Here is a 25271-nt window from a genome sequence, read left to right on the forward strand (position 1 = left end):
TTAACCGATTGTTACCAAATCATGACCATTCTTTAACATGTATGAATAAATGACAAAGAAAGAAGCCGCCGGACGAGCGGTTTAAGGCTGCGTCCGGCGGCTCGGCGAAGGCTTCCCGGAAACCCGTCTCAGTTCAGGATCATGAAGGCATTGTCGCAATCCCGTGAGAAGATGACACCGGGGTACATCCAGACGTTGTTGACCGAACCGTTCTTATAGCCGACCGCCCGCAGCAGGTGTTTCCCTTCCAGGTGCGTCACCCGGACAAACCGGCTCTGGGGGTTGGCCGACTCGCAGGTCGGGCCGGCCGCATACGGCCAGACGGCTTTCAGCGTCCCCGCCCGCACCGGGCTGTCGTCGACAAAGATCAGGATGCTGTCCTGATAATTCATCCAGCGCGTATAGACGTGAACCGATCCGAACTTCAGGTTTATTTTCCGGAAGCCGGCCTGACCTTCGGCGGTAGCCATTCGGGCCGGCGAGTGAGTTTGGGGTGCGACGGCCTCCGATCCCCGGGGCGATTCGCAGGCGCATACCGCCCCCAGCAGGGCGACGGCAACGGCAAGTTTTTTCATGGTGTGGAAAGAATGTTCAGGGGTGATTATTGCTTTATGGCTGCACCGGCAGCTGGAACAGCCGGAAGGTGTTGTTGCAGTCTTTATTGAAATTGATGTCGTAATAAAACCAGGCGGCATTGTGATACCCGTTTTTGTAACCGTAAATCTTCAGGGTATGCCGTCCGGCCAGGTGCGTGATTTTTGCGGCCTTTTCCGCCAGGTTGGTCTGGCAGGTCGGCTTGACGTGGAACGGCCAGACGGCCTTCAGCGTACCGGACGGTTTCGTGTTGTCGTCGACGTAAATCACTAGGCTGTCTTCATAGCTCATGTTAAACGTATAGACGACGACCGACCCGAGATTCAGGGGCGGGTGGTCGGTGCTGATCCCGGCGCTGCCTGCCGGGCCACCGGCGGCCACCCGGGCGGCCTGGCGGCTGCCGGGCGCGACGGTTTCCCTGTCGTTCGGTGATTCGCAGGCGATGAGGGCCCCGAGCAGGCCCAGGGCAAATAGCATTGTTTTCATGGTGTGGAACGTGTTTGGAGATGGATAAGCAGACGATCAGATGACCTTGAGGGACTTGCAGTTGTCGTTGAATTCGACGTCATAATAGGCCCACGCGCCCTGCACGACTCCATTATGGTATTTTCTGACGGTCAGGGTGTGCTTACCTTCCAGATGCGTGATTTTGACCGCGGTATTCGGAATGACGGTTTCGCAGGTAGGATAAAGGGAAGAACCCCAGTCCCATTTCAGCGTAGCCGCGGATTTCTCGCTGCCGTCTATATAGACTTTAAGGCTGTCTCCGTAATAAATATATTTGGAATAGACGATCACGGACCCCAGGTCGATGTTCAGTTTACGGGCGTTGAGGCTGATGGTTTCCTCCCGGCTTCCGGAAGGATTGGGAGTCGGGGCCGGGGCAGCCACCCGGGCGGAAGAGTGATGTTCGGGAAGGACATTTTCGGCGTCCCGCCGGCTGTCGCAGGCAAAGGCCGACCAGAGCAGACCGGCTGCCAGAGCAATCTTTTTCATGATTCGTATTTGTTGTTGTGAGTGAAAAGCTGGATTATAATTCGAAGCGTTCGCAGCCCTCTTTGACCACCACGTTGCGGTGCGTGCGCCCGAAACTTCCGTGGGCGTAGGTGGTATAGGCCCATATATCGTATGTGCCGACCGGCAGGGTAACTTTGGCGACGGCGTCCGGCGCGTAGGTCATACAGGGGTCGGCCGTCCATTTCCAGGCCCGCGTCAGCATAGCTACCGGGTGCGGGCCGTGGTTGATGTAGACCCGTGTCGTATCGCCAATGCGAATGTCCTTATCCTGGAAGGCCAGGGTTCCTGTCTTGATCTGGGTCGGCCCCTGCACGATGGTGCCGTTTCCGCCGGAGGTCGGGGGGATCGCACCGGAGGAGGCCCGGGCCGCCGAGCGATTCAGGGGAGCGACATTTTCGGACTTCTGCGGGGATTCGCAGGCAAATACGACCCCGAGCAGGCCGAGGGCCAAAGCAATCTTTTTCATAAAGTGTACTGGATTTGGTGTGAAAAAAAGAATGAACGACGCAAAAGTAGTCACTCCCGGAAACCGGGTTCCGTCGTGCACTTCCGGCCGATAAAAGAGCCTCGGCGCCGGATCAAAGCGGTCAATGAGAAGTTAAATGAGGGATCGGTCAGGCCGGGCAGGTAGTTCTACCTGATGCCACAGAAAAAATACGCAGAACTACTATCTTAAAGTAAAGGAAATCTACTGAATTTTTAACCGAAAACGAACAACCGGACATATACCTCTTGTAAGACGTTCAGAAACTCCCTTATTTTGGTTCAAGTTTCACATCAAACCTCTTTGTACTTTCATGAAAAAAATTCTTTCCTCTCTATTTGTCGTCGTGCTGATGCTGATCGGCACTCAATCTTTCGCACAATATCAGAAAGGCGATAAACTGCTCAACCTCGGTATCGGTCTCGGTGCCTACTACGGCGGTGGTGTCCCGATCGGTGCTGCCTTTGAAGTAGGGGTTACCGACGAAATCAGCGTCGGCGCTCAGGTCGACTTCTATACCTGGGGCTACAACTTCGGTGGTTACAAATGGCGGTATACCTTCCTTCCCATCGCGGTCCGCGGCTCTTACCACGTCAACGAACTGCTGAACCTGGGCAACGAAAAACTGGACCTGTACGCCGGTCTGGCACTGGGCTACTACGTATCCAGCTACAGCGACAATTCAGGTTACAGCGGCTTCTACGACAACGCCTACGGCAATAAAGTGCTGTTCGGTCTGCACCTCGGCGGCCGCTACTACTTCAAGCCGAACCTGGCCGGCTTCGCCGAACTGGGCTACGGTGTCGCTCCGCTGAAAGTCGGGGTAACCTTCAAGTTCTGATCCACCTACTTTCCGATACTGAAAAACCCGTCCATAAGACGGGTTTTTCGTGTTAGGTCCCTACCGTTCACGACACCTCGATGCCCATGTTCCAAAAGAGAAAGGCATAGAGGTCGGCCGTCAGTTCGATGCTCTTGCGGGTGCTGCTGGCGCCGTGGCCCGAATTGGTGTCGATCCGGATCAGCACCGGGTTCGGCCCCCGGTAGGTGGACTGCAGCGCGGCCGCATATTTGAACGAGTGAGCCGGCACCACCCGGTCGTCGTGGTCGGCCGTGGTGATGAGCGTCGCCGGATAGTCGACATCTGTCCGGAGGTTATGAAGGGGCGAGTACGCGTACAAGGCCCTGAATTCTTCCGGATCGTCGCTGCTGCCGTAGTCCGAAATCCAGCCCCAGCCGATCGTGAATTTGTGAAACCGCAGCATATCCATTACCCCCACCTGCGGAATCGCCACCCGGAACAGGTCGGGCCGCTGGTTGACGACGGCCCCCACGAGCAGCCCGCCGTTGGAGCCGCCCCGCACCGCCAGCCGGGCCGGTGAGGTATACCGCTCCGCGATCAGGTACTCGGCGGCCGCGATGCAGTCGTCGAAGACGTTCTGCTTGTTGAGTTTGGTCCCCTGTTCGTGCCAGGTTTCGCCGTATTCGCTGCCTCCGCGCAGGTTGACGGACGCATGAATGCCGCCCTGCTCCAGAAACGGAATCAGCAGGGAGCTGAAGGCCGGCGTCAGGCTGACGTTGAAACCGCCGTAGCCGTACAGCATCGTCGGGTGGGTACCGTCCTGCCGGAGTCCTTTCCGGTACGTCAGGAACATGGGCACGCGCGTACCGTCCTTACTCCTGAAAAACACCTGCGCAGTTTCATAGTCGTCCGGGTTGAAGGTCAGCTCGGGCCGCCGGAACAGCTCGGATTGCCGGGTTTCGATGTCGTACCGGTAGATGGTCGGCGGCACGGTGAAAGAGGTAAAGGTGTAGAAAACGAACGGGTCGGCTTTTTCTCCGGAAAAACCGCCGACCGAACCCAGGCCGGGCAGCGGCACCTCCTGTTCGACCCGGCCGTCGGCGTCGAACACGACGATGCGGGAAGTGACGTCTTTCAGGTAATGGGCAAACACCCGGCCGCCGGCGGTCGTCACCTGGTCGAGTTTTTCGGGCTGCTCGGGGATGAAGTCGGCCAGGGTGCCGCTTTCCGGATCGACCTTCGACACCTTGTAGTTCGGTGCGTCGGCGTTATGATGCACCAGGAGGTGATCTCCAGCCGTATCGATCACGGTGTAATTGTACCGGAACCCCCCGAAAAGCAGCCGGAAAGCCGGGTCGTTCGACTGCGCATCCCGAAACCGGATTTCGGAGCCGTCGGTGCCTTCGGCAATGTTCAGGATCAGGAAGCGTTCGTCTTCGGTGGTCTGCGGAAAAAAATACCGCAGCGGGTGTTTCCGGTCTTCATAGACCAGTTCGTCCTCCGCCTGATCGGTGCCGAGCCGGTGATAATACACCTTCATAAACTCGTTTTTCGACGACAGTTCCTGCCCGGGTTCCGGCCGGTCGTAGCGGCTGTAAAAGAACCCGCTGCCCTGCCAGGCGGCCCCGGAAAACTTTACCCATTCGAGCCGGTCGGGCAGGGGCCGGAGCGTCTCCATCTCCATCACGAGAATGTCCTGCCAGTCGGAACCGGCCCGCGAGAGGGCGTAGGCCGCATACCGGCCGTCTTTCGAGAGGTCGAACCGCATCAGACGCGTGGTGCCCTCGACCGACAGCGTATTCGGGTCCAGCACCACTTCAGGCACCCCGTCCAGTTCCTTCTGCCGGTACAGCACCGACTGGTTCTGCAGGCCGTCGTTCTTAAAAAAATAATACCACCCGCCCTTTCGGCCCGGCGCCGAATACCGGGGGTAATCGAATACCTCCTCCAGTCGTTTCCGCAGCGTTTCCCGGTACGGGATCTGTTCCAGATAATGAAAGGTCAGCCGGTTCTGCGCGTCGACCCACTCGCCGGTCTCCTCCGACCGGTCATCTTCCAGCCATCGATAGGGGTCGGCGACGAGGGTACCGTGATAATCGTCGGTATGGTCCACCCGGCGGGCTGGCGGGTAGGGTAAGAGGCCGGATCGGGCCGGAATGGCGGAAGAACTCAGCATGAGAAGCGGACTGATTAAATGGTTGAAATTTGCAGGTTACCAAACAATCGAGTAATTTACCAAACTGTTTCCGTTACGGCAACACATGAAACTAACCCAAACCTTGTTTCTGACCGGCTGGCTGATCGCCTTAGGCTTGCTATGCCCTGTACGGAACGCGTGCGCCCAGCCGGGCAGGGGCAGTTCATCCGTTACGGCGGCTATTTTTTCGAATAAAAAAGCGCGTTTGTCGGAGCAAGCCCCGGCCGATACCCAGACCACGCTGGTACACCCGCTCCGGATCGACCACATCGGGGTGAGTGAGGGCCTGACGCAGGGGTCCGTTTACCATATGTTCAGCGACAGCCGGGGGTTTCTCTGGCTCGGTACGCAGGACGGCCTCAACCGCTACGACGGCACGAATTTCCGGCACTACCGCCCTAACCCCCAGGACCCGTCAGCCATTGTCGGCATCAACATCTCCGGCATTGCGGAAGACGGCGACGGCAATTTATGGATCGGCACCGAATACGGTCTGAACCGCTATGACCGCGCCGGCGACCGTTTCTCCTGTATCTACGCGCTCGACGGATCGTCCCGGCCCCGAAAGAGCAAAACCATTCCCTTTTATGCCGACCACCAGCAGGTGATGTACTACAGCGAGGCTGAAGGGCTGGTTTCGATGGACGTAAAAACCAACCGGAAAACCGTGCTGCAGGCCGACCTGAAGCCGACGCACGAATACGACCAGCTCAACTCCACGGCCCGGACCGCTTCGGGCGACGTCTGGCTGCACGCGCCGACCGGGCTGATCCGTCATAATCTCCACGACCGCACGACCCATTATTACTTCAGTACCCATCCGAAGAACGAAGCCGGGCCGCCGATGGGCGTATTTTCGTTTTACCCCGACCGCTCGGGCGCCATCTGGCTGGGAACCGCCAACGGCCTCATCCGGTTCGAACCCTCCACCGGCCGGTACCGGACGTTTCTGCCGCCGAACGGGCAGCCGCTGACCTCGGTCTATACCATCGCCGAAGACCGGAGCGGCCGTCTGTGGCTCGGCACCCAGCGCAGCGGCATCTGGCTGTTTGAAAAAGCCGGGGAACGATTCAGCCATCTCTCCCGATTTACGGACAGTCCCAGGCAACTGTCGGATTACGAAATCTGCAAGATTTACATCGACCGCCAGGGCATCATCTGGGCTAATGCCGACCCCGATGGGCTGGCCCGGATCGTGCCGGGCAGCACGCTGTTCGGCGGGATGGTGGCCCGGAAGGAAGCGACCGAAAATTACAACCCCTCCACGCTGAGCAACTTCGTGGTCCGGGGCTTCCTGGAAACCTCGGAAAACGAGGTCTGGATCGCCACCGAGCGCAGCCTCGACGTGCTGGACCGGGCCGAAAACCGCATCATCCGGCGGTATCTGAGCCAGGCCAAACACAGCCCCCTGCCCTCCCGCACACTGATCAAGTGCCTCTACCGCGACCCGTCCGGGCGGATCTGGGTCGGCACGAACGGGGGCGTATTTACCTTCGATAAGGCCACCCAGAGCTTCTCGAAAATTGCGCTGCCCGGCTCTCCCCACAGCCAGGTGGTGGAGAACTTTATCCGCCGGCTGCTGGCGATCGACGAAAACCGCATCCTGGCGGCCAGTGAAGACGGTCTCTTCCTGCTCGACCTGAAACGGAAAGCGTTCATTCCCCTGCCGACGCTCGCCAACCAGAACATTTTCAGCCTGTCGCGGGACCGGGCCGGGCGCATCTGGGTCGGCACGTTTTCTTCCGGATTTTACTGCTTCGAGGAGCCGCCCATCGGCCCGAAAATGACCGGCCGGCGCATCATCCGGGGACTGAACGGCTATACGGTTCTGCACTTCTACGAGGACCCCGTCCGGCCCATCATCTGGATCGCTACCGACAAGGGTCTGGCGGCTCTTCATACGAAAACCGGCCGGATCCGCATGTTCGACCAGCAGCACGGCCTGCCGAACCCCTTCGTGTACGGCATCCTTCCCGACAAACTCAACCGCCTGTGGATGAGCACCAACCGGGGCATTTCCTGCTTCGACCCGGAGTCGAAGGCTTTCAAGAACTTTGACCTGTCGGACGGCCTTCAGGGTTACGAATACAACGGAAACGCCTATTACCGGACGCATGACGGCGAGCTTTTCTTCGGGGGCGTCAACGGTTTCAACCGTTTTTACCCGGAGCAGTTCCGGACCAGCTCCTACATGCCGGCGGTGCATATTTACAACTTCCTGGTCAACGACGAGACGTACGGAACCGGGCGTTATATCGGCGAGATGACCCGGCTCGAACTGCCGTACGACCGCAACAAGGTGGCTTTTGAATTCAATGCGCTGGATTACTACAGCAACGGCCGGAACCAGTACCAGTACCAGCTCGTCGGCTACGACGACAAATGGGTGTCCGCCGGCAACGACACGTACGTGCGGTATGCCAACCTGCCGCCCGGCACCTACACTTTCCGGGTCAGGGCGGCCAACAAAGACGGGCAGTGGAGCCCGAAAATCCGGCGGCTGACGCTGGTGATCCTGCCGCCCTTTTGGCAGCGGGCGTGGTTTATCATGCTGCTCCTGCTGGTGCTGGGTTCCGTCGGCTACGTCTGGCTGCGCAAACGGGAGAACCGCATTCACCGGCAGCACCAGCGCAATACCCGCCTGGCCGTCGAACTTCAGGAGCAGATCAAGAAGAACCTCGCGCGAGACCTGCACGATGAGATCGGCACCCAGCTGGCGACGCTGAAGCTGTATGTCGGCCGGCTGACGGACCTCAACACGAACGCCCATGCCGGTTCGCTCGGCAATCACGCCCGCCAGCTGATCAGCGACATCATCGTCAACATCCGGAGCCTGCTGCGGGAACTGAGTCCGCGTACGCTCGAACAATACGGCTATGCGGCCGCCGTGGAGGAATTACTGTCGCGCATCGAGGAGACCACCATCGAAACCCATTTCTGGGCCGACCAGCTGCCGGCCCGTCTGGACCCGGAAGCCGAACTGATGCTCTACCGCATCACCCAGGAACTGCTCAACAACACGCTCAAACACGCCAACGCGGGCCAGGTGAGCATCCGGCTGGTTTATGAAGACCCGCTGCTGAGGCTGTATTACAACGACGACGGCCAGGGGTTCGACTATGAAAGCGCCCGGCGCGGCCTCGGCATCGGCAACATCGAGTCGCGGGTGGCGCTGCTGAACGGCCATATCGAATGGAATACCGCCCCCGGCCAGGGAACGCGGGCTATCGTCGAACTGCCGTTCCGGATGTCGGGGCGTTTCCTGTTCCGGCGGATCGAGCGCTCAATCCGGAAAGTGACGGCCTTCCTGGCCTGAATCCGGCTCTACTGAACCGATAAAATCTGAACATCATACCGCAGCGGAGTGTAGGGCGGTATCTGGTAGAACTGGGTATTCCCGTCGCGGGTGCCCTGCGTCCCGTAGGCCAGCGCCGACGGGATCAGCAGGGTTGCCTTTTCGTTCACCCGCAGGCCCGCCAGGCCCTGGTCAAAGCCGGGCAGGTAATCATTCCGGCCGATCCGAATGGAAAGCGTATCGGTAACGAAAGGCCGGAGGCCCGTAAAGAGACGGCCCGTAAAGCCGACCCGCACCGTCTGTCCGCCCGCGATGACCGCCCCGGCCCCCGGAGCCGGGCGAACCCGTCGGATGCCGCCGGATGCCGTATCGGAGACGGCCAGCTTCTGGGCGGTTATATACTCCTGAATCTGCTGGTTTTCGGAACGGGAGCGGATCAATTGCACGTCGATCCGGACCGGCTCGTATTCGGGTACGCCCAGATCGGTATTGCCCCGGTCATAGGCCAGGGAAGCCGGCAGCAGCAGAATGGCTCTGCGGCCTTCGGCCATGAGGCCCAGCCCTTCCTCCAGGCCCGTCAGCATGAGCCGGGAACCAAAGGGCAGCCGGGTCGTGGCCGTGTCCAGAACCTGATCGTTCAGCAGCGACAGACGGTATTTGAATTCGACCTGATCCCCCACCTGCGGGGTGCGGGCGGTATCGGCCGGATCGGGGGTCAGCAGGACATAATATAAGCCGGAGGTGGTTTTGACGGCCGCCGTCTGCAATTTATTAGCGATGAGGTACTGCTGAATCTGCCGGTCGTTCTCCCCGGCTTTCCCCGCGCTGGGGTCCGTAAAGTTTCGGTCACAGGCCGTAATAGCCGCTCCCATCCCGACCAGCGTCAGGCTGAAGGCCCACCGGCGCCAACCGCTGAAATGCTGCTGCAAACGCATTATCGTAAAGACTATATTCATTAAAGGTAACGAAGACGGGGGCTAAATCATACGGCCCTGCCCGGCCGTCTTCCATTTTTAACACTATTTATACTTCCAGAACCACGTTTTCAGCCTGCGGATAACCCGTGCAGGTCAGTACCCAGCCCTCGGCCACGTCCTGCTCCGTCAGCACGTCGTTGATCGTCATGTACACCGAACCCGACACGCACCGGGCCGTGCAGCTCGAACAGCGGCCGCCCCGGCAGCTGTATGGCAGCCGCACGCCATGGTCCAGAGCCGCCTGCAGAACGGACTTGTAGGCCGGCACGTCGATGTCGTACTCCTTTCCGCGAAACCGGAGCAGGATCCGGTGGTTGCGGGCCAGTTCGGGCGGGGGAGTGGCCGTGACCGGCTCGATCACGAAGTTTTCCTTCCGGATGGCTTCCCTCCGAATCCCGGCATACACCAGCGTGATCTGAACCGTTCGCATGAAGGTGAAGGGCCCGCAGAGGTACCAGCGGGCGGCCGCCCGGTCGAAGCGGGTCAGTTCGGGCAGCATCTTTTCCAGCAGCCAGTTGTTCAGTCGCCCCCGCCGGCCGGTCCACTCGTCCGACGGGCGGCTGAGCAGGTGAATCAGGGTAAACCGGTCGGGATGCTGCCGCTGCAGGGCGTCGAGTTGCTTCCGGAAAATGATGTTCCGCTCGCCGGTGTTGCAATCGAGCAGCGTGACGTGGCTCTGCGGCTCCTCGCTCAGCACCTGCTTCAGAAGGGCGAACAGTGGCGTAATGCCGCTGCCGGCCCCGATCAGCACGATGTCGCGCCGGTAGTCCGGATCCGAATCGAAGGTAAACCGGCCGGCGGGCGGCAGGCTGTCGAGTTCATCGCCGACGCGGAGGTGGTCGAGCAGGTAGCGGGAAATCTCGCCATTCTCGACCCGTTTAATGGTCAGCGTCAGATAAGGGTCCAGGCCGGGCGTCGAACTCATCGAATACGAGCGTCGGACCTCATGCCCGCCGTGCTGAAAAAGCAGCGTCAGGAACTGGCCGGCCCGGTATGAAACCGCCCGGCCGTCCGCCGGTTCCAGCACGATGGTTTTCGTATCCGGTGTTTCCGCGATCAGGTCGACGACCCGCAGCTTCAATAATTCCTCATTCATGCAGGCTTGGTAGCGTTCCGGTCTCCCGGCGGCCGAAATTACGCAAAGATCACGGAGTTTGCCTGCCAACTCGGTCCGGCTTGTTAACTTTGCGCAAAACCTTCGGGGAATCTTTATGTAAATTGCCTTCGGCTTTGCGTTAGAGAAGCAGCTCCATGGGGTGATGACGCAGCCGCCGAAGGATATTTATCTGAACCAGCCATTTCATGAATAAGTTTACGATTGTTAGTTTCCTCTTCTGCCTCATTGGTCTGATAACCGCCGGCGCCCGGGGAACCGGAAGCCGCCTGAACGGGCCCGTCGCTGCGGCCGATACGCTGATTGAAATCCGCAAGGACACACTGATCGAAAACTACCTGAGAGACAGCACCTACAAAGCCGTTTTCAAACGGGACACCACCATGCGCGTGGACAGTGCCGCCCTGCGCGCGCAGGCCGACAGCCATAAGGTAGCGCTGCCCGAAGTGCTGACGGGCGACCTCAACGGGCTGGCCGTCTGTGCCGGATCGCCGGTCTCGGTTCCGTTTTCGACGGCGGGCGGCCGGTTTGCGCCCGACAACCAGTTTGTGCTTCAGCTGGTCGATGCATCGGGAAAGGCTACCAACCTGAGCGAGCCCGCCAAAGCCGGCCCCTTCGGCACCGGGACCCTGACGGGCGCCGTCCCCCTCAACATCCCCCCCGGCAGCCGCTACAGCCTGCGAGTGAGCGCCACCAACCCGGCCATCAGCGGAACCCCGCAGCCGCTGCGTATCCTCCCGGCTCCGACGGCCCGCATCGAACTGCCCGACGGCGGCACCGCGCTGACCGTCCTGCCGGGCCAGCCGGCCACGATCCGGGTCGCCCTGACCGGGCATGGCCCCTGGTCTTTTGCTCTGTCGGACGGCACGAAGGTGCAGAACGTCCTGACGACGCCCTATGAACTGACCGTAACACCCGCTCAGCCCACCGTATATAAGGTTGTCAGCGTCAGCGGCCCCTGCGGCAGCGGCACGGTTTCGGGCGAGGTGATCGTCAACGTGAACGAAAATCCGAACCCGGAGATCGCCCTCAAGGCACCCGCCGGCGGCTACCGGATCTGCACGGGAACCCCCTTTCAGGTAGCCTTCACGGCAACCGGAAAATACAATGCCGGCAACGGCTTCGTAGTTCAGATGGCCGACAGTACCGGCAACTGGACCACCATCTCCGGCTCCGGGGTCGCCAGCCCGCTGACGGCCCGCCTGCCCTACGGTATTTCTCCGAAAGGGGCCTACCAGATTCGGGTGGTTTCGACGCTCCCGTCGGTGCTGAGCCCGCCCGCGAAGCTGGCGGTGGCCTCCCAGGCCGTGGCGGTGCTGCGGAACGACACCGTCCGGATCGACGAGGGAAAAACCGCCGAGCTGACGGTGGATTTCGGCGGGGGCGGCCCCTGGTTCGTGCTGCTTTCCGACGGCACCTACGAGAACAACATCACCCGGTCGCCCCATACCCTGAAGGTCAGCCCGGCCAACCCGACGCCGTATTCGATTACGTCGGCCGGGGGTGCCTGCGGGGTGGGTGAATACAGCGGACGGGCCTATGTGGCCGTGAAGATTCCGCCCTCTACCATCGCCACCGGCAACCTGTCGGGCCGGACGATCTGCCACGGCTCCGAAATTACCGTTCCGTTCACGACGCAGGGCCGGTTTTACGCCAACAACAAGTTTATCGTGCAGGTGGCCGATACCAGCGGGCGGTTCGTCAACCTCGCCACGACCTACAGGGACGGGGTGCTGAAGGGGGTCATCAACCCGGCGTATCTGAAAGACACCCTGAATACCGTCCGGCTGCGGGTCGTCTCGACCAGTCCGGCGGTCAACGGGTCCGAAACCACCCTCCGGGTCATTGCGCCGAATGTGAGCCAGGCCATCGTCACGGGCGAGGGCACTATCCGACCCGGCCAGACGTCCCGGGTTCGGGTGGCGTTCAAAAACGGGCTGCCGCCCTGGTCGTTCATGCTCTCCGACGGAACCCAGGTCAACGGCACGTTCCTGAACCCGTATGTGCTGACCGTCGCTCCCACCACCACGACCGAGTATACGCTGACCTCTTTGAGCAGCTCCTGCGGAGCCGGAATCGCCCTGGGCAAGGCGATGGTCACCGTCGAACGGAACTGAATCCGGCTATGGAATGTAAGTTCGTAACCTATCGCTTCCATGCGATCCAGCAAATGTTTACCAGAGAGATCAGTAGGCTGGAAGTAGAGCAGGTTCTGGCAAATGGAGAAATAATTGAAGCTGATTTTAAAACCAGGAAAAAGTCATGATCTGCTTAACCTGCAAAGTGGGCACACCACGTCCTGCGACTACCACCGTGTTACTTGAGAAAAATGGCTCATTGGTGATTCTCAAAGATGTCCCGGCCAGAATCTGTGATAATTGCGGTGAAAAATATTTTGACTCGGAGGTAACCGAACAAATCCTCGAAGAAGCCGAATCCGTCTACCGAAAAGGGGCTGAACTTGAGATCATAAAGATCTTCAAGTCAGCCGCTTAAAACGCTCACTTACCTACCTCAACTCCCCGGCGGCTTCGCGGTCGATCCAGACCAGGCCGTTGGGATGCCGCTGCAGGATGCTGGCGGGGAACTGCTCCGTGACCGGCCCCCGCAGGGCGGTCCGGATCACCGGGGCTTTCCGGGCTCCGCTGGCGATCAGCAGCGCTTCACCGGCCTCCATCAGATGCTTCAGGCCGATGGTAATTCCCTTGCTGAGCGGGGTCGCCTTCGAGAAATACTTCTGCCCGACCACCTTCGTGGTTTCTTCCAGGTCGGAGACGTGCGCGTACAGGTCGAAAGAGGTGCCGGGTTCGTTGAGGGCGATATGGCCGTTCATCCCGACGCCGACCAGAATCAGATCCAGCCCGCCGTGGGCCGCTATGACGGCATCCATCTGAAGGCATTCCGCCGGCAGATCGACCGACTGGCCGTTGAAGCAATGGACCTGATCGCGACGGAGACCGAGCGGGTTGAACAGCTCCCGATAAAGGGAATTCCCGCAGCTGCCTTCGTCGTCGGCATTCATCCCGACCCACTCGTCCAGCCCCACGAACATGCACTGGTTGACGCGGGCGGCCTTCTCCTCCACGATCAGCCGCACCAGGTGCCGGTAGGTCCCGATGGGCGTATCTCCGGATGCGACGCAGATCAGGGCGTCGGGTTTCCGGTTCAGCAGATCGACCAGATGCAGGGCGGTGTGGTGAGAAAGGGTTTCGTAATTCTCAAAAACCTGATGATTCATACCGGAGTGGGGTTTAGGGCGGCAAGTTACGATACCGCCGGTATGTTTGGCGGACCTTCCGATAAAACGAAACGATTTTCAGAGGCAGCGGCCTTCCGCCGGGCAGGTCAAAATATTCCGGGCCGGAAAGCCAATCGTGGCAGCGAATTTGTATAGATTCTGTTGTGCATAAACCATTTACCTCGATTCCCGGCTCACCGCCTGCCCTTTCCGAAGACTCCTCCCCTTTTCCGGTGGAAGAACTGGCCCTGGCGGTATTTGAAAATTCGCCCGACGGCATCGCCCTGATGACCCCCACCCGGGATGAACAAGACCGGATTGCGGGTTTCCGCTATCTTTCGGTGAACACCGCCTTCGCCCGGCTCCTGGGCCGTTCCGCCGAAACGATCATCGGCCGGCCGCTGGCGGAACTGCCGGCGGCTTTCGTCGGGGATGGCCTGCCGGACCGGATGATCCGGGTACTCGAAACCGGCCGGACTCAGAAGTTCCGGTATGCCTACGGAACCTCTCAGGAACCCGGCTGGATGGATTGCCGCCTGGCCCGGGTCGGTCAGGGCGTGCTGGTTAACCTTCAGGATTGTACCGAACAGAAAAAGACCGAAGCGGGGCTGCTGCGCCGGCTGGAGATGGAATCGGTCGTGGCCACCCTGTCGGGCCGGCTGATCAATATTGCCGCTGCCGACCTGGACGACAGCCTCGTCGATGCCCTCCGGCAGGTCAGCGGATGCGTCGGGGCCGACCGGGCCACGGTTTTTCTGTTCAATACCGATCAGACCACCGGCAGCTGCAGGCACGAATGGTGCGCCGACGGCATTTCTTCGGTGAAAAAGGAAGTGCAGGCGGTTGCGCTGAATCAGTTTCCGTGGTGGTTCCGGATGATCCGCGAAGGAAGGGTGATTTCGCTGCCTACACTGGCGGAGATGCCGCCGGAAGCCGAGGAGGAGAAAAACACGTTGAATAAACGGGGCGTTTGCTCGCTGCTCTGCGTTCCCCTGGCTTCGGAAGGCCGCATCCTCGGCTTTCTCGGATTCTATGCCCTCCGCAAGGCACAGGCATGGGACGAAGCGGACATTGCCCTGCTGCGGACCCTCAGCGCCATGATCGTCAACGCCGAAAAACGGCGGCAGGACGAAGCCGACCTGATCCGGGCCAACCGGCGTCTCCAGGGCCTGAGAACCATCGACCGCACCCTGCTGAACAGCAGTTTCTCGGACGAATCTCCCCTGCTGGCCGCGCTGACCCATATTCATGAGCTGGTTCCCTGCGAGCGGCTGATCGTCTTCCGGATCGACCGGGAAAAACGGCTGGCCATCGCCGAATGCCGCCTGGCCGACGGTCAGGTGGAAGCCCGCCCCGGGATTGTCATTCCGGCGGAGTATTTTTTTCAGATGCCGCTGACCGTCGGTGAACCGATCCTGATTCAGGAACTGAACACCGGAGCGTTCGGCCTTCCGCCTGAACTGAACCTGTACGGGCGGGGCTACCGCTCGTTGAAGGTGATCCCGCTGATCGGCCGGGGGCAGTATGTCGGTGCCTTCGTGCTGGTGGCCCGGCAGCCCGGCTTCTTTACGGATGAATACCGCGAGATCGCCCAGGAAGTTGCCCGCCAGCTGACGGTGGTGCTTTACCAGCAGCAGCTCAACGAGCAGCTGAAGAATCATACCGAAGACCTGGAGCGAAGGGTGGAGGAACGCACGCTCGAAATCCGGGAACTGTCCGCCCTGCAGAACGCCATTCTGGAGCATGCGGCCCAGTCCATTATTTCAACCGACGTTCACGGCATCGTCCGGACGGCCAATCCCGCCACGGAGGCCCTGCTGGGCATCCCGCGCGAGGACCTGATCGGGCGCAGGGTCCGGGTCGATACCACCGACGCCGGGCATCCGCTCCCGGTCGTTTCCTACCGGCATGAGTCCCCGGAATCTCCCGGAATGCAGGTTTTTCAGGACCCGCTGGATACCTGGGGGTATTACCATACCGAAGCTCTGATGGTCGGAAGTGAGAATCAGCACATTCCGGTTTTACTGGCGACCAGCGCCCTGCAGGACGAAGTCGGGAAAGTGACGGGCTACATGGGGATTGCAACGGACATTTCAGCCCTGAAAGCCGCCGAAGCCGCCCTGCAGAAAAAGAGCCTCGAATTAAAAATCTTTTTCGAAAGGGCGCTGGACCTGCACTGCATCACCAGTCCGGACGGCCACTTCGTGAAAGTCAATCAATCCTGGAAGCCGACCCTCGGGTATGAAGTGCAGGAGCTGGAAGGGAACAGTTTTCTCGACCTGATTCATCCGGACGACCGCCCGGCCACCGTGGACATCCTCCGCCAGCCGGTGATCGACGGCTACATCAACCGGTACCGGCATAAAGACGGCACCTACCGGATCATCCAGTGGCGGGCGCAGCGGTACGGCGACCTGATTTATGCCTCGGCCCGCGACATCACCAAACAGCAGTCGACCGAAAAGCTGCTCCGGAGGGCCAACCAGCGCCTTCAGCTGGCGACCCGGGCCGCCCGCCAGGGAACCTGGGAGTACAACTATGTGCTGGATCGGCTCATCTGGGACAAACGAATGTTCGAGATTCACGGCGTCGATCCCGGCACTTCCCCCTGGACGTTCCTGCATTTTTTAGAACTGGTACATCCCGAAGACCGGGCCGTCCTCCGGGAGAAGGAAACGATCACGGGGGAAAACCACACGTTTGATCACATCCTGCGGATCATTCGTCCCGACGGTACGGTCCGGTACACCGAAACCCACGGTCTGCTGGTCTTCGATTCCCAGGGGCGGCCGGTTCGTCGGGTCGGGGTCGTGTGGGACGTTACCGAACGAAAACAGGCCGAACTGGCCCTCAGCCAGAGCGAAGAACGGTACCGGTCACTCGTGAACCACCTGAAGGAAGCGGTTTTTCAGACCGATCTGGAAGGGCGTTTTCAGTTTCTGAATGCCTCCTGGACCCGAATTTCGGGCTTCACGGTGGAGGAATCGCTGGGCCGGCCCTACACCGACTTCCTGCATCCGGACGATATGTCGAAGCGGCTGTTTCCGCTGCTCATCGAAGGAACCATCCCCGAGGTGCGAAACATCAAGCGGTTCCGGCACAAAGACGGAGGCCATCGTATGCTGGAGATTTTTGCCGACCTGACTCATGACGACCGGGGCAACCCCATCGGCACCACCGGCACCCTGACCGACATTACCGAACGGCAGAAAGCACAGCAGGCTCTGGAGGAAAGCGAACAGCGATTCCGGGAGATTGCCGAAAACGTCGATGAGGTTTTCTGGATTCACTCGGCCCGGCCTTTCCGGCTTCTGTATATCAACCCGGTATACAAACGGATTCTGGGCCGTTCACGGTCCGGCCTGTTTACGGATCCGCTGGCCTTTCTGACCTCGGTACTGAAGGAAGACCAGGCCGCCACGAAAGCCGCTTTTCAGAAATACCGGGAGGGAGAAAACGTCGTCGTGCAGTTTCGCATCCGGAACGCCGAGGGCCGGGTCCGCTGGATGAACATGCGCAACTTCGTCATGAAAGATGAAAAGGGCGAGCCGGCCCGCTACATCGGCATTGCCACCGACATCACGAGCCAGAAAGAAAAGGAACTCGTGCTTCAGCAGTCGCTGGAACGGGAACAGGAACTCAACCGGCTCAAATCGCAGTTCGTCTCGACGGCCTCCCACGAGTTCCGGACGCCCCTGGTGACCATTCAGACCAGCGTGGACCTCATCAGCCTGTACCTCGACCGGCCGGAAGCTACCGCCCGGACGGCCATACAGCGCCACCTGAGCATCATCGGCAACGAAATCAAGGCCTTCAGCGGCCTGCTGTCCGACATCCTGACGATCGGCAAAATCGAAGCGGGCAAGGTCGCCACCAACCGCCGGAAGGTGAATGTGCCCGACCTGTGCCGGGAAATCATCGCCATTCATTTCAGCCGGCGGGCCGACGGACGCACCGTCCGGACTTCCGTCGAGGGCGAGCCGGTGCCGGTGGCGATGGATGAGCGGCTCATCGGACACGCCCTGATCAACCTGCTTTCCAATGCCTTCAAGTTTTCGAAGGACGATCCGGAGCTGCACCTCCGTTTCACCGGGCAGGAACTGACCTTCCGGGTGACCGACCACGGCATCGGCATTCCGACGGCGGACCTGCCCAACCTGTTCCAGACCTTCTTCCGGGCCAGCAACACCAACTCGATCCAGGGCACCGGGCTGGGGCTGGCCATCAGCCGCCAGTTCGTCGAACTGCACGGCGGAACGATCAAGGTGCAAAGCGAGGAAAACCGGGGCAGCCAGTTTACCATCACCCTGCCCTTTACGGCCTCCTGAAGCCGGCCGGCGGGGAACGTTCGTTAATTCCGGATGACCACTAAGTAAAGGAGCGGGCGGGGTATTGACAAAATGGTATTAAATTGCTCAGGTTCAGTGATCGGAACTCATGCATTACCAAAAATTTTACCCGGCTTCTCATCTGAAACCGTTTGTGGAGTGCTATTTTGTCTGGGAAAGCGGGGCGTCGCTGATTCAGCCGGTATCGGTCGAGTCTCCGCCGACCGGCTACGGCTCGATGGTTTTCAACTACGGCGACCGCTACCGGCTCAGGACCCAGAAGCACGAAGACCTGATCGCTCCGGCGGTTTTCCTCAGCGGACAGGCCACCAGTAATTATCAGCTTCACCTTCAGGGCCATATCGGCATGATCGGCATCGTGTTCCGCGCGGCCGGTCTGAGCAGTCTGTTCGGTCTGCCGATGTATGAATTTACCGACGAACGCATCGATCTCACGGCCGTTCTGGGCAGCGAGGTCCGCACGCTGCACGAACGCCTTTCGGAACCCAACGAGCCGACCGGGCGCGTCCGTCTGCTGGAAGAATACCTGAGCCGCCGGCTCAGCCGCACCCAGGCCGTCATCGACCGCACGGATTACGTGGCCGACCTGATCGTCGAACACCGCGGCAACGTCAACATCAATGCGCTGATGGACGAACTTTACGTCTGCCGGCGGCAGTTCGAGCGCAAATTTCTGCACAAGGTGGGCGTCAGCCCGAAATACTACGCCCGCATCCGGCGGGTCGGGTTCGTGTGCGCCCAGCTGGCCGGCAACCGCTGGAACGTCAAAGACTGGCACGAGTTCATCTACCGGGCCGGTTATTACGATCAATCGCATTTTATCCGGGAATTTTCCGCCTTTACCGGCCGCAGCCCGTCCCAATACGTCCGCAACAACGCTGAACTGGCGCATTTCCTCAAATCGTAAGCGGTGGCAGGAATGTCGCAATTTTACAATCAATGCCCCGCGGGGTCCGGTACCTTTGTTTCATCATTTAAATCGAAACCGTCATGAAAACAACACAACAGGAATCGCTGACCGATCTGACCCGCAAAGGCACCAGCATTGAATTTTTCTCGGCTTATCAGGAAAAGGAGATCGACCGGATGATGGCCCTCTTCGATCCGAACGGCGACTTCTGGCTGATGCCGCTCGGCCCCGAACCCCAGGGCACCATCGGCGAACTCGGCAAAAACTTCTGGGTCGGGGTAATGGACGCCTTCCCGGACATCGACAACACGGTCGACAAGATGACGACCGAGGGCGACCGGGTCATCTGCAACGTGGTGCTGTTCGGCACGCAGAAAAAGGACTTTGCCGGGATCACGAGCAAAGGGCTGAAATTCAACAGCGACCACATTTTCATCTTCCGGTTCAACGAGGAAGACAGGATCACGTCGGTAGCCATCGACTGGGATCATGAGCATTTCCAGAAGCAGCTGGGCGTCTGAACGCACCGGCTCCGCATTCCAAAGTCAAGAACCTCCGCACTCATGAAACTGACGGCCTTAAAAACCCGCCTTCGAACCGGCTGGCGCCGTTTCTGGTCTTACGGCCTCTTCGACCTGTAAGGTCCCTTCATGCGGCTTCCAGAAGAACGTTCTCTCCGGCCCGGTGCCGGCGCTCGGACGGCCGGCTGACCCTCAGCCGGTCGGGCGTTGGTTGATTCAGTTGGTCCAGCTGGAGTTTCAACCGGTCGATGAGTTCGTTTTTCTGGTGAAGACGCGCCGTACAGACGGCCATCTCGGCGCTTTTCAGCTCAAGCAGTTCACGCAGTTCCTTCTCCTTCTGCCGCGCCCGGGCCAGATCGGCCTCCATGGTTTCGGCCCGCATCCGGCGATGCGTTTCCTCCTCATAATTTCCTAACTTACCGGTACGGTAGGTATAGCGACCGATCACTTCCGGCAAAAAAATACAGATCAGAATAACCGCCAGGGCAATGTACAGTTGAACTTCCGGCATCATAACGGGGGGTGGTTGGTTGGAAAAAATATACGTACGTACACATTTATTTCAGGCCAGCAAAAATAGAAATTCAGGCTCTCCCCTGTTTAAGTAATTGTGCGAACGGTTCATTTACAATACGTTCAATAAAAACACGGCGATTTTGAAGGGCAGACGCAACCTAATAAACGTGTACGTACATATTTTTGCGAACGATTTACGTGATCAATCACCGTATGAAACCGCACCACCTCCTTCTCCTTTTTTCTCTGTTCATCTTTGGCGGCTGCCAGCCGGCTCAGAAGGCCACCACGACCCAGGCCGACACCGACAGCCTGCGGCTCAGCCACCTCATCTGCCGAACCGAGCCGACCGATCGGGCCTGGTATACGTCGGGTCGGAAGGCGCCCCTGTTTGATAACCTCGGCGGGCTGCATTTCCCCATCACGACCCGCAGCGACGAAGCCCAGCGGTATTTCGACCAGGGGCTGATGCTGTCCTACGGGTTCAACCACGCCGAAGCCGCCCGCTCCTTCTATGAAGCCACCCGGATCGACTCCACCTGCGCCATGGCCTACTGGGGCTTCGCCTATGTGCTCGGCCCGAACTACAACGCCGGTATGGAAAAGGATAATTATGAACGGGCGTATACGGCCATCCGGAAGGCCATTGCCCTCTCGGAAACCTGTACTCCGAAAGAAAAGGCAATGATCGATGCCCTGGCGAAACGCTATCCGGCCCGACCCGTCGACGACCGCCGGCCGTTCGACATGGCCTACTCGGCGGCCATGAAAGCGGTTAACCGGCAGTTCCCGGACGATGTGGACCTTGCGGCTCTCTATGCCGAATCGCTGATGGACCTCCACCCCTGGGATCTGTGGGAGAAAGACGGCCGCCCGAAGCCCTGGACGCCCGAAATCGTTTCGATTCTGGAGGAACTGATGCAACGAAACCCCAGGCACACCGGCCCGCATCACTTCTATATCCACGCCGTCGAAGCCTCCAAAACGCCGGAACGCGGGCTGGCCAGTGCCGACGTGCTGGGCAAACTGGCCCCCAACGCCGGTCACCTGGTGCATATGCCGTCGCACATCTACATCCGCACCGGTCATTACCACGAAGGCTCGGTGGCCAACCAGAGGGCCGTCGGGGTAGACAGTTCCTACCTGACCGCCTGCTATGCCCAGGGCTCTTATCCGCTCATGCTGGTCCCGCACAACTACCATTTTCTGTCGGCCACCGCCACACTGGAAGGCAATAGCCGCCAGGCGCTGGCCTCGGCGCGGAAAGTGGCCGAAACCACGAAGGTAAAACTGATGACGCAGCCAGAGTGGACCACCCTTCAGCACTACTACACCATTCCGTACAACGTGGCGATCAAATTTGAGAAGTGGGATGAGATCCTGCGCATGAGTGCCTCCGATACGGTGAAACTGAAGTACCCTACTGCCGTCCGGCACTATGCGCGCGGCATGGCCTATGCCGGAAAAGGCCGGATCGAAGCCGCCCGGGCCGAACTGGCCCAACTCGAAAAGGGGGCCGCCGACCCCGAAGTGCGGGCCATGCTGATCTGGGGGATCAATTCGATGGGGTCGATCCTGGACATTGCCCGCCGGATCCTGAAGGCCGAAATTCTTCAGCAGGAAGGCCAGGCTCCGGCCGGGATGACGCTTCTGCGCGAAGCCGTCGCCATCGAGGATCAGCTGAACTACAACGAACCGCCCGACTGGTTTTTCTCCGTCCGCCATCACCTCGGCGCCCACCTGCTGAAAGCGAAGCAATACGCCGAAGCCGAAAAGGTGTATAACGAAGACCTCCGGGAATTTCCCCGCAACATCTGGGCGCTGACGGGTCTGTATCAGGCCCAGACCGCACTCGGAGCCACGGAAAAAGCCCGACACACCAAATCCCTGCTGGACGCGGCCTCGAAATGGGCCGACAAGGGCATTTCAGAGCTGGCTCTCTGAACGCCGGGGGGTGGTCATTCCTAAACCACCAGCGGCAGGCGGATGAGCACGGTGGTGCCGGCGGGGGCGCCCCCGGCGTCGACCTTGTCGATGATCGTGACGCCGGCGTCTTTGCCGCTGCGCTGCCGGATGAGCTGCACCCGCTCCTCCGTAACGACCATGCCGACACTCTGGTGGGACGAGGACGACGGCCCTTTGAGCTGCCGCGCCCGCTGGCGGCCCACCCCGTCGTCGTCGACCGAACATTCCATGTGGTCGTCGGCGGCCCGGATGCCGACGCGGATCATGCCGCGTTCTTTCTTGTGGGAGATACCGTGCAGGATGGCGTTTTCGATGTACGGCTGGATGATCATCGGCGGAATGGAAGTGGCGTCCTGCCGGAGGGCCGGATCGACCTCGATGGCGAAGTCGAATTTGTGACTGAACCGCAGCTGCTCCAGTTCGAGGTATAGCTGCAACTGCTCGATCTCGTTGGCCAGCGGCACCCACTCCTGGCGGGAGTTTCCGAGGATGAGCCGCATCAGGCGGGCAAACTTCACCAGGTACTTATCGGCATTGTCGCTGTCGTTCTGAAGGACGAACAGACGAATGGCGTTCAATGAGTTATAAAGAAAATGCGGATTCATCTGCGAACGCAGCGCCTTCATCTCCGAAGCGGCAATACGTTCGCGGAGCTCGCTCTTTTCCTGCTGCTCGCGGGCCTGCCGGCGCGCCCGCCACTGGGCGATGAATACCGTCGAGACGATGAGCAGGACGAAAGCCGGGATCCGAAACCACCACGTCTGCCAGAACGGCGCCCGGATCGTCAGCGGCAGCCGGTAACCCACCCGGTTCCAGACCCCGTCGTTATTGGCCGCGATCACATGCAGCACATAATTTCCGGGCGGCACGTTGGTATAGGTGCCGAAGGGCTGGCTGCCGACCTGGTTCCAGCGGTCTTCGAAGTTTTCCAGCCGGTAGGCATACCGGTTGGCCGACGGGTTGTCGTAGCTCAGAGCCGCCATGTCGAACGCGAACTGGTTCTGCGTGTAGTCGAACGTGAAGCCCGACGGGTCGGCCCGCGGCTCCGGCAGCTGCTCCCGATTGTTGACGCGAAACGAAGTGAGGTACACCGGCGGCACGAACCGGTTCGGCTTCAGGTTGCCCGGCTGAAGGTAGATCAGACCGCGCATGGCCCCGAAATAAAGCCGTCCGCCCGCATCCCGGATGCGGGCTCCGGACTCGAACTCCGCCGTCGGTAAGCCGTCGGCCTCATCGAAAACCGTGAATTGAATCCGGCGGATGCTGGTGGATGCCAGCCCGTTGCTCGTACTGACCCACAGCGTATCTCCGGTCAGGGCAATGGCGGAAATATCGCTGTGCGGCAGGCCGTGCTTTTTGGTAAAGACCATGAAACGACCCGTCTTCTGGTCCAGGCAGGCCAGTCCGTTGTCCGTACTCATCCACATCCGCCCGAAACGGTCTTCCTCGAAATCCGTCACCCCCTCGTCCGGTACGCCAGACGGGTCGTCTTCCCGGTGAACATACTGAGCCAGCAGCCGCAGATCGGCACTGATTTTGAACACCGGCCCCAGACCGCCGACCCAAAGATTGTTTTGCCGGTCGAAATGAAGCGTATTATAATTTTTACCCGGTAAGCTCCGGATGCGCTCGTCGTTGAACTGGTGGAGGAAGGTACGGGTGCGCGGGTCGTACACGGTCAGTTTCTCGTTGGTTCCGATGTAGATCCGGCCGTCCGGTCCCTCGACGACGTCGAACACCTGGTTTCCGGCCACAAAATCCCGGCGGGCCGGATCGAAGGGCGGGTAGTCCGTGGGGTGGTCGGGGGCGGGCAGGCAACGGAGGTGGTCGAAATGCCCGGTGGCCGGGTCGAGCCGGTCCAGACCGGTCGGATGCCCGGCCCAGACCTGGCCCGAACGATCGGCCAGGGTCGTATAGAGCAGGTTGTTGCTCAGGCTGCGCGGGTCTTCCGGGTGATGCCGATACAGCCGGTAAGTCTGCGCCGACAGATCGAATCGGGCCAGACCGTCGCGGGTGGCGACCCAGAGGCCGTTCCGCCGGTCGAGCGACAGACCGGCGGCATCGAATCCGAGAGAACTGACCGGCCGATAGCCGACGTCGTCGAACAGCGAATGCATTTTTTCGACGGTCGGGTTGAACCAGCTTACCCCGGCGTCATCCGTCCCGACCCAGACCACACCGGCCCGGTCTTCAAACAGGTATTTGACGGAATTGGACCCCAGCGTTCGCGGGTTGTTTTCGTCGTTTTTGTAGCTCAGGAACCGGTCGCGGACCGGATCGTACCGAAACAGGCCCTCCCCGCCCACACCCACCCACAACGTCCCGGCCCGCGTGAAGAGCAGGGAGGAAATCGTCTGGGCGACGGCCAGGGGCATGAGTCGGCACTGTCCGGTTTTCCGGTTCATCCGGGCCAGACGGCCCGAGCGGGTGCCGACCAGCAATTCGCCGGTATGCGGGTCGAGCGCCAGGGTGGAAACGTAATCGTCGGGCAGGGAGGTCGGGACGGCCGGGTCATGACGATAGGTCTGGATGCGGCCCGTACTGCGGTCATAGGCGAAAAGGCCGCCCTGCGTCGCGATCCAGTGGACGGAACCGACCGGCAGTACAAAACGGATGGCGTTGGCGCTCGCCGAAGAGGCCGTGTCGGCCGGGAGGGTTATGCCCCGGGACAGGCCGGTGGCTGGATTGAAGAGGACCAATCCGCCGTTGGTGCCCAGCCAAAGCTGACCGTCGGGCGTTTCGGTAATGGTCCGGATGAAATTACAGCCCGGGCCGAGGGCGCTGAAGGCAAAGCGGTCGAATCCCTGATCACGCGGATCGAAGCGATTCAGGCCCTGCTGGGTTCCGATCCAGACGGCGCCGTTCTTCGCCCTGAACACCGTCCGGACCAGCCGATGGGAGAGGGAACGCGCATTGCCGGGCTGCCGAATGAAAGTCGCGCAACGCAGACCGTCGAAGCGGTTCAGGCCGTTGACGGTGCCGATCCAGATGAAGCCCAGGTCATCCTGGACGATGGAAGTGGAATAATTGGAAGCCAGCCCCCGGCGCAGGGTAAGGTGCTGAAACGACAGCGTTGGGGCCTGAGCATAAGCCTGCGTGAGCAGCAGGCCAAGAAGAGAGACGACCGCCCCGAGCCGGTTCCGTACCGTCCTGGTGTTCATTGTTAAGGTCCCGGAAACCAACCTTTGTTTCCGATCCCCGAATAAAGTGAAAATAAAAGTAACTTGAGTGCATTTCGGGTGACAATCATTATCCGGAATTGTTGTAATTTGAAAATTAACCCGGTTTGAAG

Annotated in this window: 19 protein-coding genes; 9 read left to right on the forward strand and 10 right to left on the reverse strand. The window is 60.1% G+C overall.

The features are described 5' to 3' along the window. Positions 1-128: 128 nt before the first annotated feature. The 4 genes from DX909_RS17840 to DX909_RS17855 are packed head-to-tail and all read right to left on the reverse strand — an operon-like array spanning position 129 to position 2077. Positions 129-575 carry a hypothetical protein gene (locus DX909_RS17840; protein WP_128546563.1) on the reverse strand — a complete coding sequence of 149 codons (447 nt, stop codon included), beginning with the start codon at positions 573-575 and terminating at the stop codon, positions 129-131. Between the two features lie 34 nt (positions 576-609). After that, positions 610-1080 carry a hypothetical protein gene (locus tag DX909_RS17845; RefSeq protein WP_128546564.1) on the reverse strand — a complete coding sequence of 157 codons (471 nt, stop codon included), beginning with the start codon at positions 1078-1080 and terminating at the stop codon, positions 610-612. A gap of 36 nt (positions 1081-1116) precedes the next feature. Further along, on the reverse strand, positions 1117-1590 hold the full coding sequence (locus DX909_RS17850) for a hypothetical protein (protein WP_128546565.1): 474 nt from the start codon (positions 1588-1590) through the stop codon (positions 1117-1119). Between the two features lie 34 nt (positions 1591-1624). Then, on the reverse strand, positions 1625-2077 hold the full coding sequence (locus DX909_RS17855; RefSeq protein WP_128546566.1) for a hypothetical protein: 453 nt from the start codon (positions 2075-2077) through the stop codon (positions 1625-1627). 331 nt (positions 2078-2408) lie between these two features. Here DX909_RS17855 and DX909_RS17860 point away from each other — a divergent pair, with 331 nt between their 5' ends. Continuing rightward, a complete protein-coding gene (locus DX909_RS17860) occupies positions 2409-2936 on the forward strand; it encodes a hypothetical protein (protein ID WP_128546567.1) in 528 nt (175 codons plus the stop codon). A gap of 67 nt (positions 2937-3003) precedes the next feature. On the opposite strand, the gene DX909_RS17865 is transcribed toward DX909_RS17860, so the two are convergent. Next, complete coding sequence (locus DX909_RS17865) at positions 3004-5073, reverse strand: prolyl oligopeptidase family serine peptidase (protein ID WP_128546568.1); 2070 nt, start codon at positions 5071-5073, stop codon at positions 3004-3006. Between the two features lie 85 nt (positions 5074-5158). On the opposite strand from DX909_RS17865, the gene DX909_RS17870 reads away from it, so the two are divergent. Next, complete coding sequence (locus tag DX909_RS17870; RefSeq protein ID WP_128546569.1) at positions 5159-8410, forward strand: sensor histidine kinase; 3252 nt, start codon at positions 5159-5161, stop codon at positions 8408-8410. Between the two features lie 8 nt (positions 8411-8418). Here DX909_RS17870 and DX909_RS17875 read toward each other — a convergent pair whose 3' ends face one another. Both DX909_RS17875 and DX909_RS17880 read right to left on the reverse strand, forming a co-directional pair. Continuing rightward, on the reverse strand, positions 8419-9324 hold the full coding sequence (locus DX909_RS17875; RefSeq protein ID WP_164851323.1) for an FKBP-type peptidyl-prolyl cis-trans isomerase: 906 nt from the start codon (positions 9322-9324) through the stop codon (positions 8419-8421). 88 nt (positions 9325-9412) lie between these two features. Continuing rightward, on the reverse strand, positions 9413-10462 hold the full coding sequence (locus DX909_RS17880) for a ferredoxin--NADP reductase (protein ID WP_128546571.1): 1050 nt from the start codon (positions 10460-10462) through the stop codon (positions 9413-9415). A gap of 206 nt (positions 10463-10668) precedes the next feature. Between DX909_RS17880 and DX909_RS17885 the strand changes: the two genes are divergently transcribed. From DX909_RS17885 to DX909_RS17895, 3 genes are read left to right on the forward strand one after another with little or no spacing between them, the layout of a single operon-like run. Then, positions 10669-12597, forward strand: a complete 1929-nt coding sequence (locus DX909_RS17885) for a hypothetical protein (protein WP_128546572.1) — start codon at positions 10669-10671, stop codon at positions 12595-12597. An 8-nt stretch (positions 12598-12605) separates the two neighbouring features. After that, entirely contained in the window at positions 12606-12746 is a 141-nt protein-coding gene (locus DX909_RS30110) for a DUF4258 domain-containing protein (protein ID WP_128546573.1), read from the forward strand. Further along, complete coding sequence (locus DX909_RS17895; protein WP_128546574.1) at positions 12743-12976, forward strand: type II toxin-antitoxin system MqsA family antitoxin; 234 nt, start codon at positions 12743-12745, stop codon at positions 12974-12976. The genes DX909_RS30110 and DX909_RS17895 overlap by 4 nt, the downstream gene beginning before the upstream one ends. 13 nt (positions 12977-12989) lie before the next feature. Here the strand turns inward: DX909_RS17895 and DX909_RS17900 are convergent, their stop codons facing one another. Further along, a complete protein-coding gene (locus DX909_RS17900) occupies positions 12990-13718 on the reverse strand; it encodes a glucosamine-6-phosphate deaminase (RefSeq protein WP_128546575.1) in 729 nt (242 codons plus the stop codon). 164 nt (positions 13719-13882) lie between these two features. On the opposite strand from DX909_RS17900, the gene DX909_RS17905 reads away from it, so the two are divergent. The 3 genes from DX909_RS17905 to DX909_RS17915 all read left to right on the forward strand — a co-directional run bounded on the left by DX909_RS17905 (position 13883) and on the right by DX909_RS17915 (position 19498). Continuing rightward, positions 13883-18046, forward strand: coding sequence for a PAS domain S-box protein (locus tag DX909_RS17905; protein ID WP_128546576.1), 4164 nt, complete (start codon positions 13883-13885; stop codon positions 18044-18046). Positions 18047-18155: 109 nt separating this feature from the next. After that, complete coding sequence (locus DX909_RS17910; protein ID WP_128546577.1) at positions 18156-18974, forward strand: helix-turn-helix domain-containing protein; 819 nt, start codon at positions 18156-18158, stop codon at positions 18972-18974. Positions 18975-19057: 83 nt separating this feature from the next. Next, positions 19058-19498, forward strand: coding sequence for an ester cyclase (locus DX909_RS17915; protein ID WP_128546578.1), 441 nt, complete (start codon positions 19058-19060; stop codon positions 19496-19498). A 127-nt stretch (positions 19499-19625) separates the two neighbouring features. Here the strand turns inward: DX909_RS17915 and DX909_RS17920 are convergent, their stop codons facing one another. Continuing rightward, on the reverse strand, positions 19626-20012 hold the full coding sequence (locus DX909_RS17920; protein ID WP_128546579.1) for a hypothetical protein: 387 nt from the start codon (positions 20010-20012) through the stop codon (positions 19626-19628). 215 nt (positions 20013-20227) lie between these two features. Here DX909_RS17920 and DX909_RS17925 point away from each other — a divergent pair, with 215 nt between their 5' ends. Further along, entirely contained in the window at positions 20228-21958 is a 1731-nt protein-coding gene (locus tag DX909_RS17925) for a tetratricopeptide repeat protein (RefSeq protein WP_164851324.1), read from the forward strand. Positions 21959-21978: 20 nt separating this feature from the next. Here DX909_RS17925 and DX909_RS17930 read toward each other — a convergent pair whose 3' ends face one another. Beyond that, positions 21979-25140, reverse strand: a complete 3162-nt coding sequence (locus DX909_RS17930; protein WP_128546580.1) for a sensor histidine kinase — start codon at positions 25138-25140, stop codon at positions 21979-21981. Positions 25141-25271 lie beyond the last annotated feature (131 nt).

The sequence above is a fragment of the Larkinella soli genome (assembly GCF_003703975.1).
Classification (GTDB): Bacteria; Bacteroidota; Bacteroidia; order Cytophagales; family Spirosomataceae; genus Larkinella; species Larkinella soli.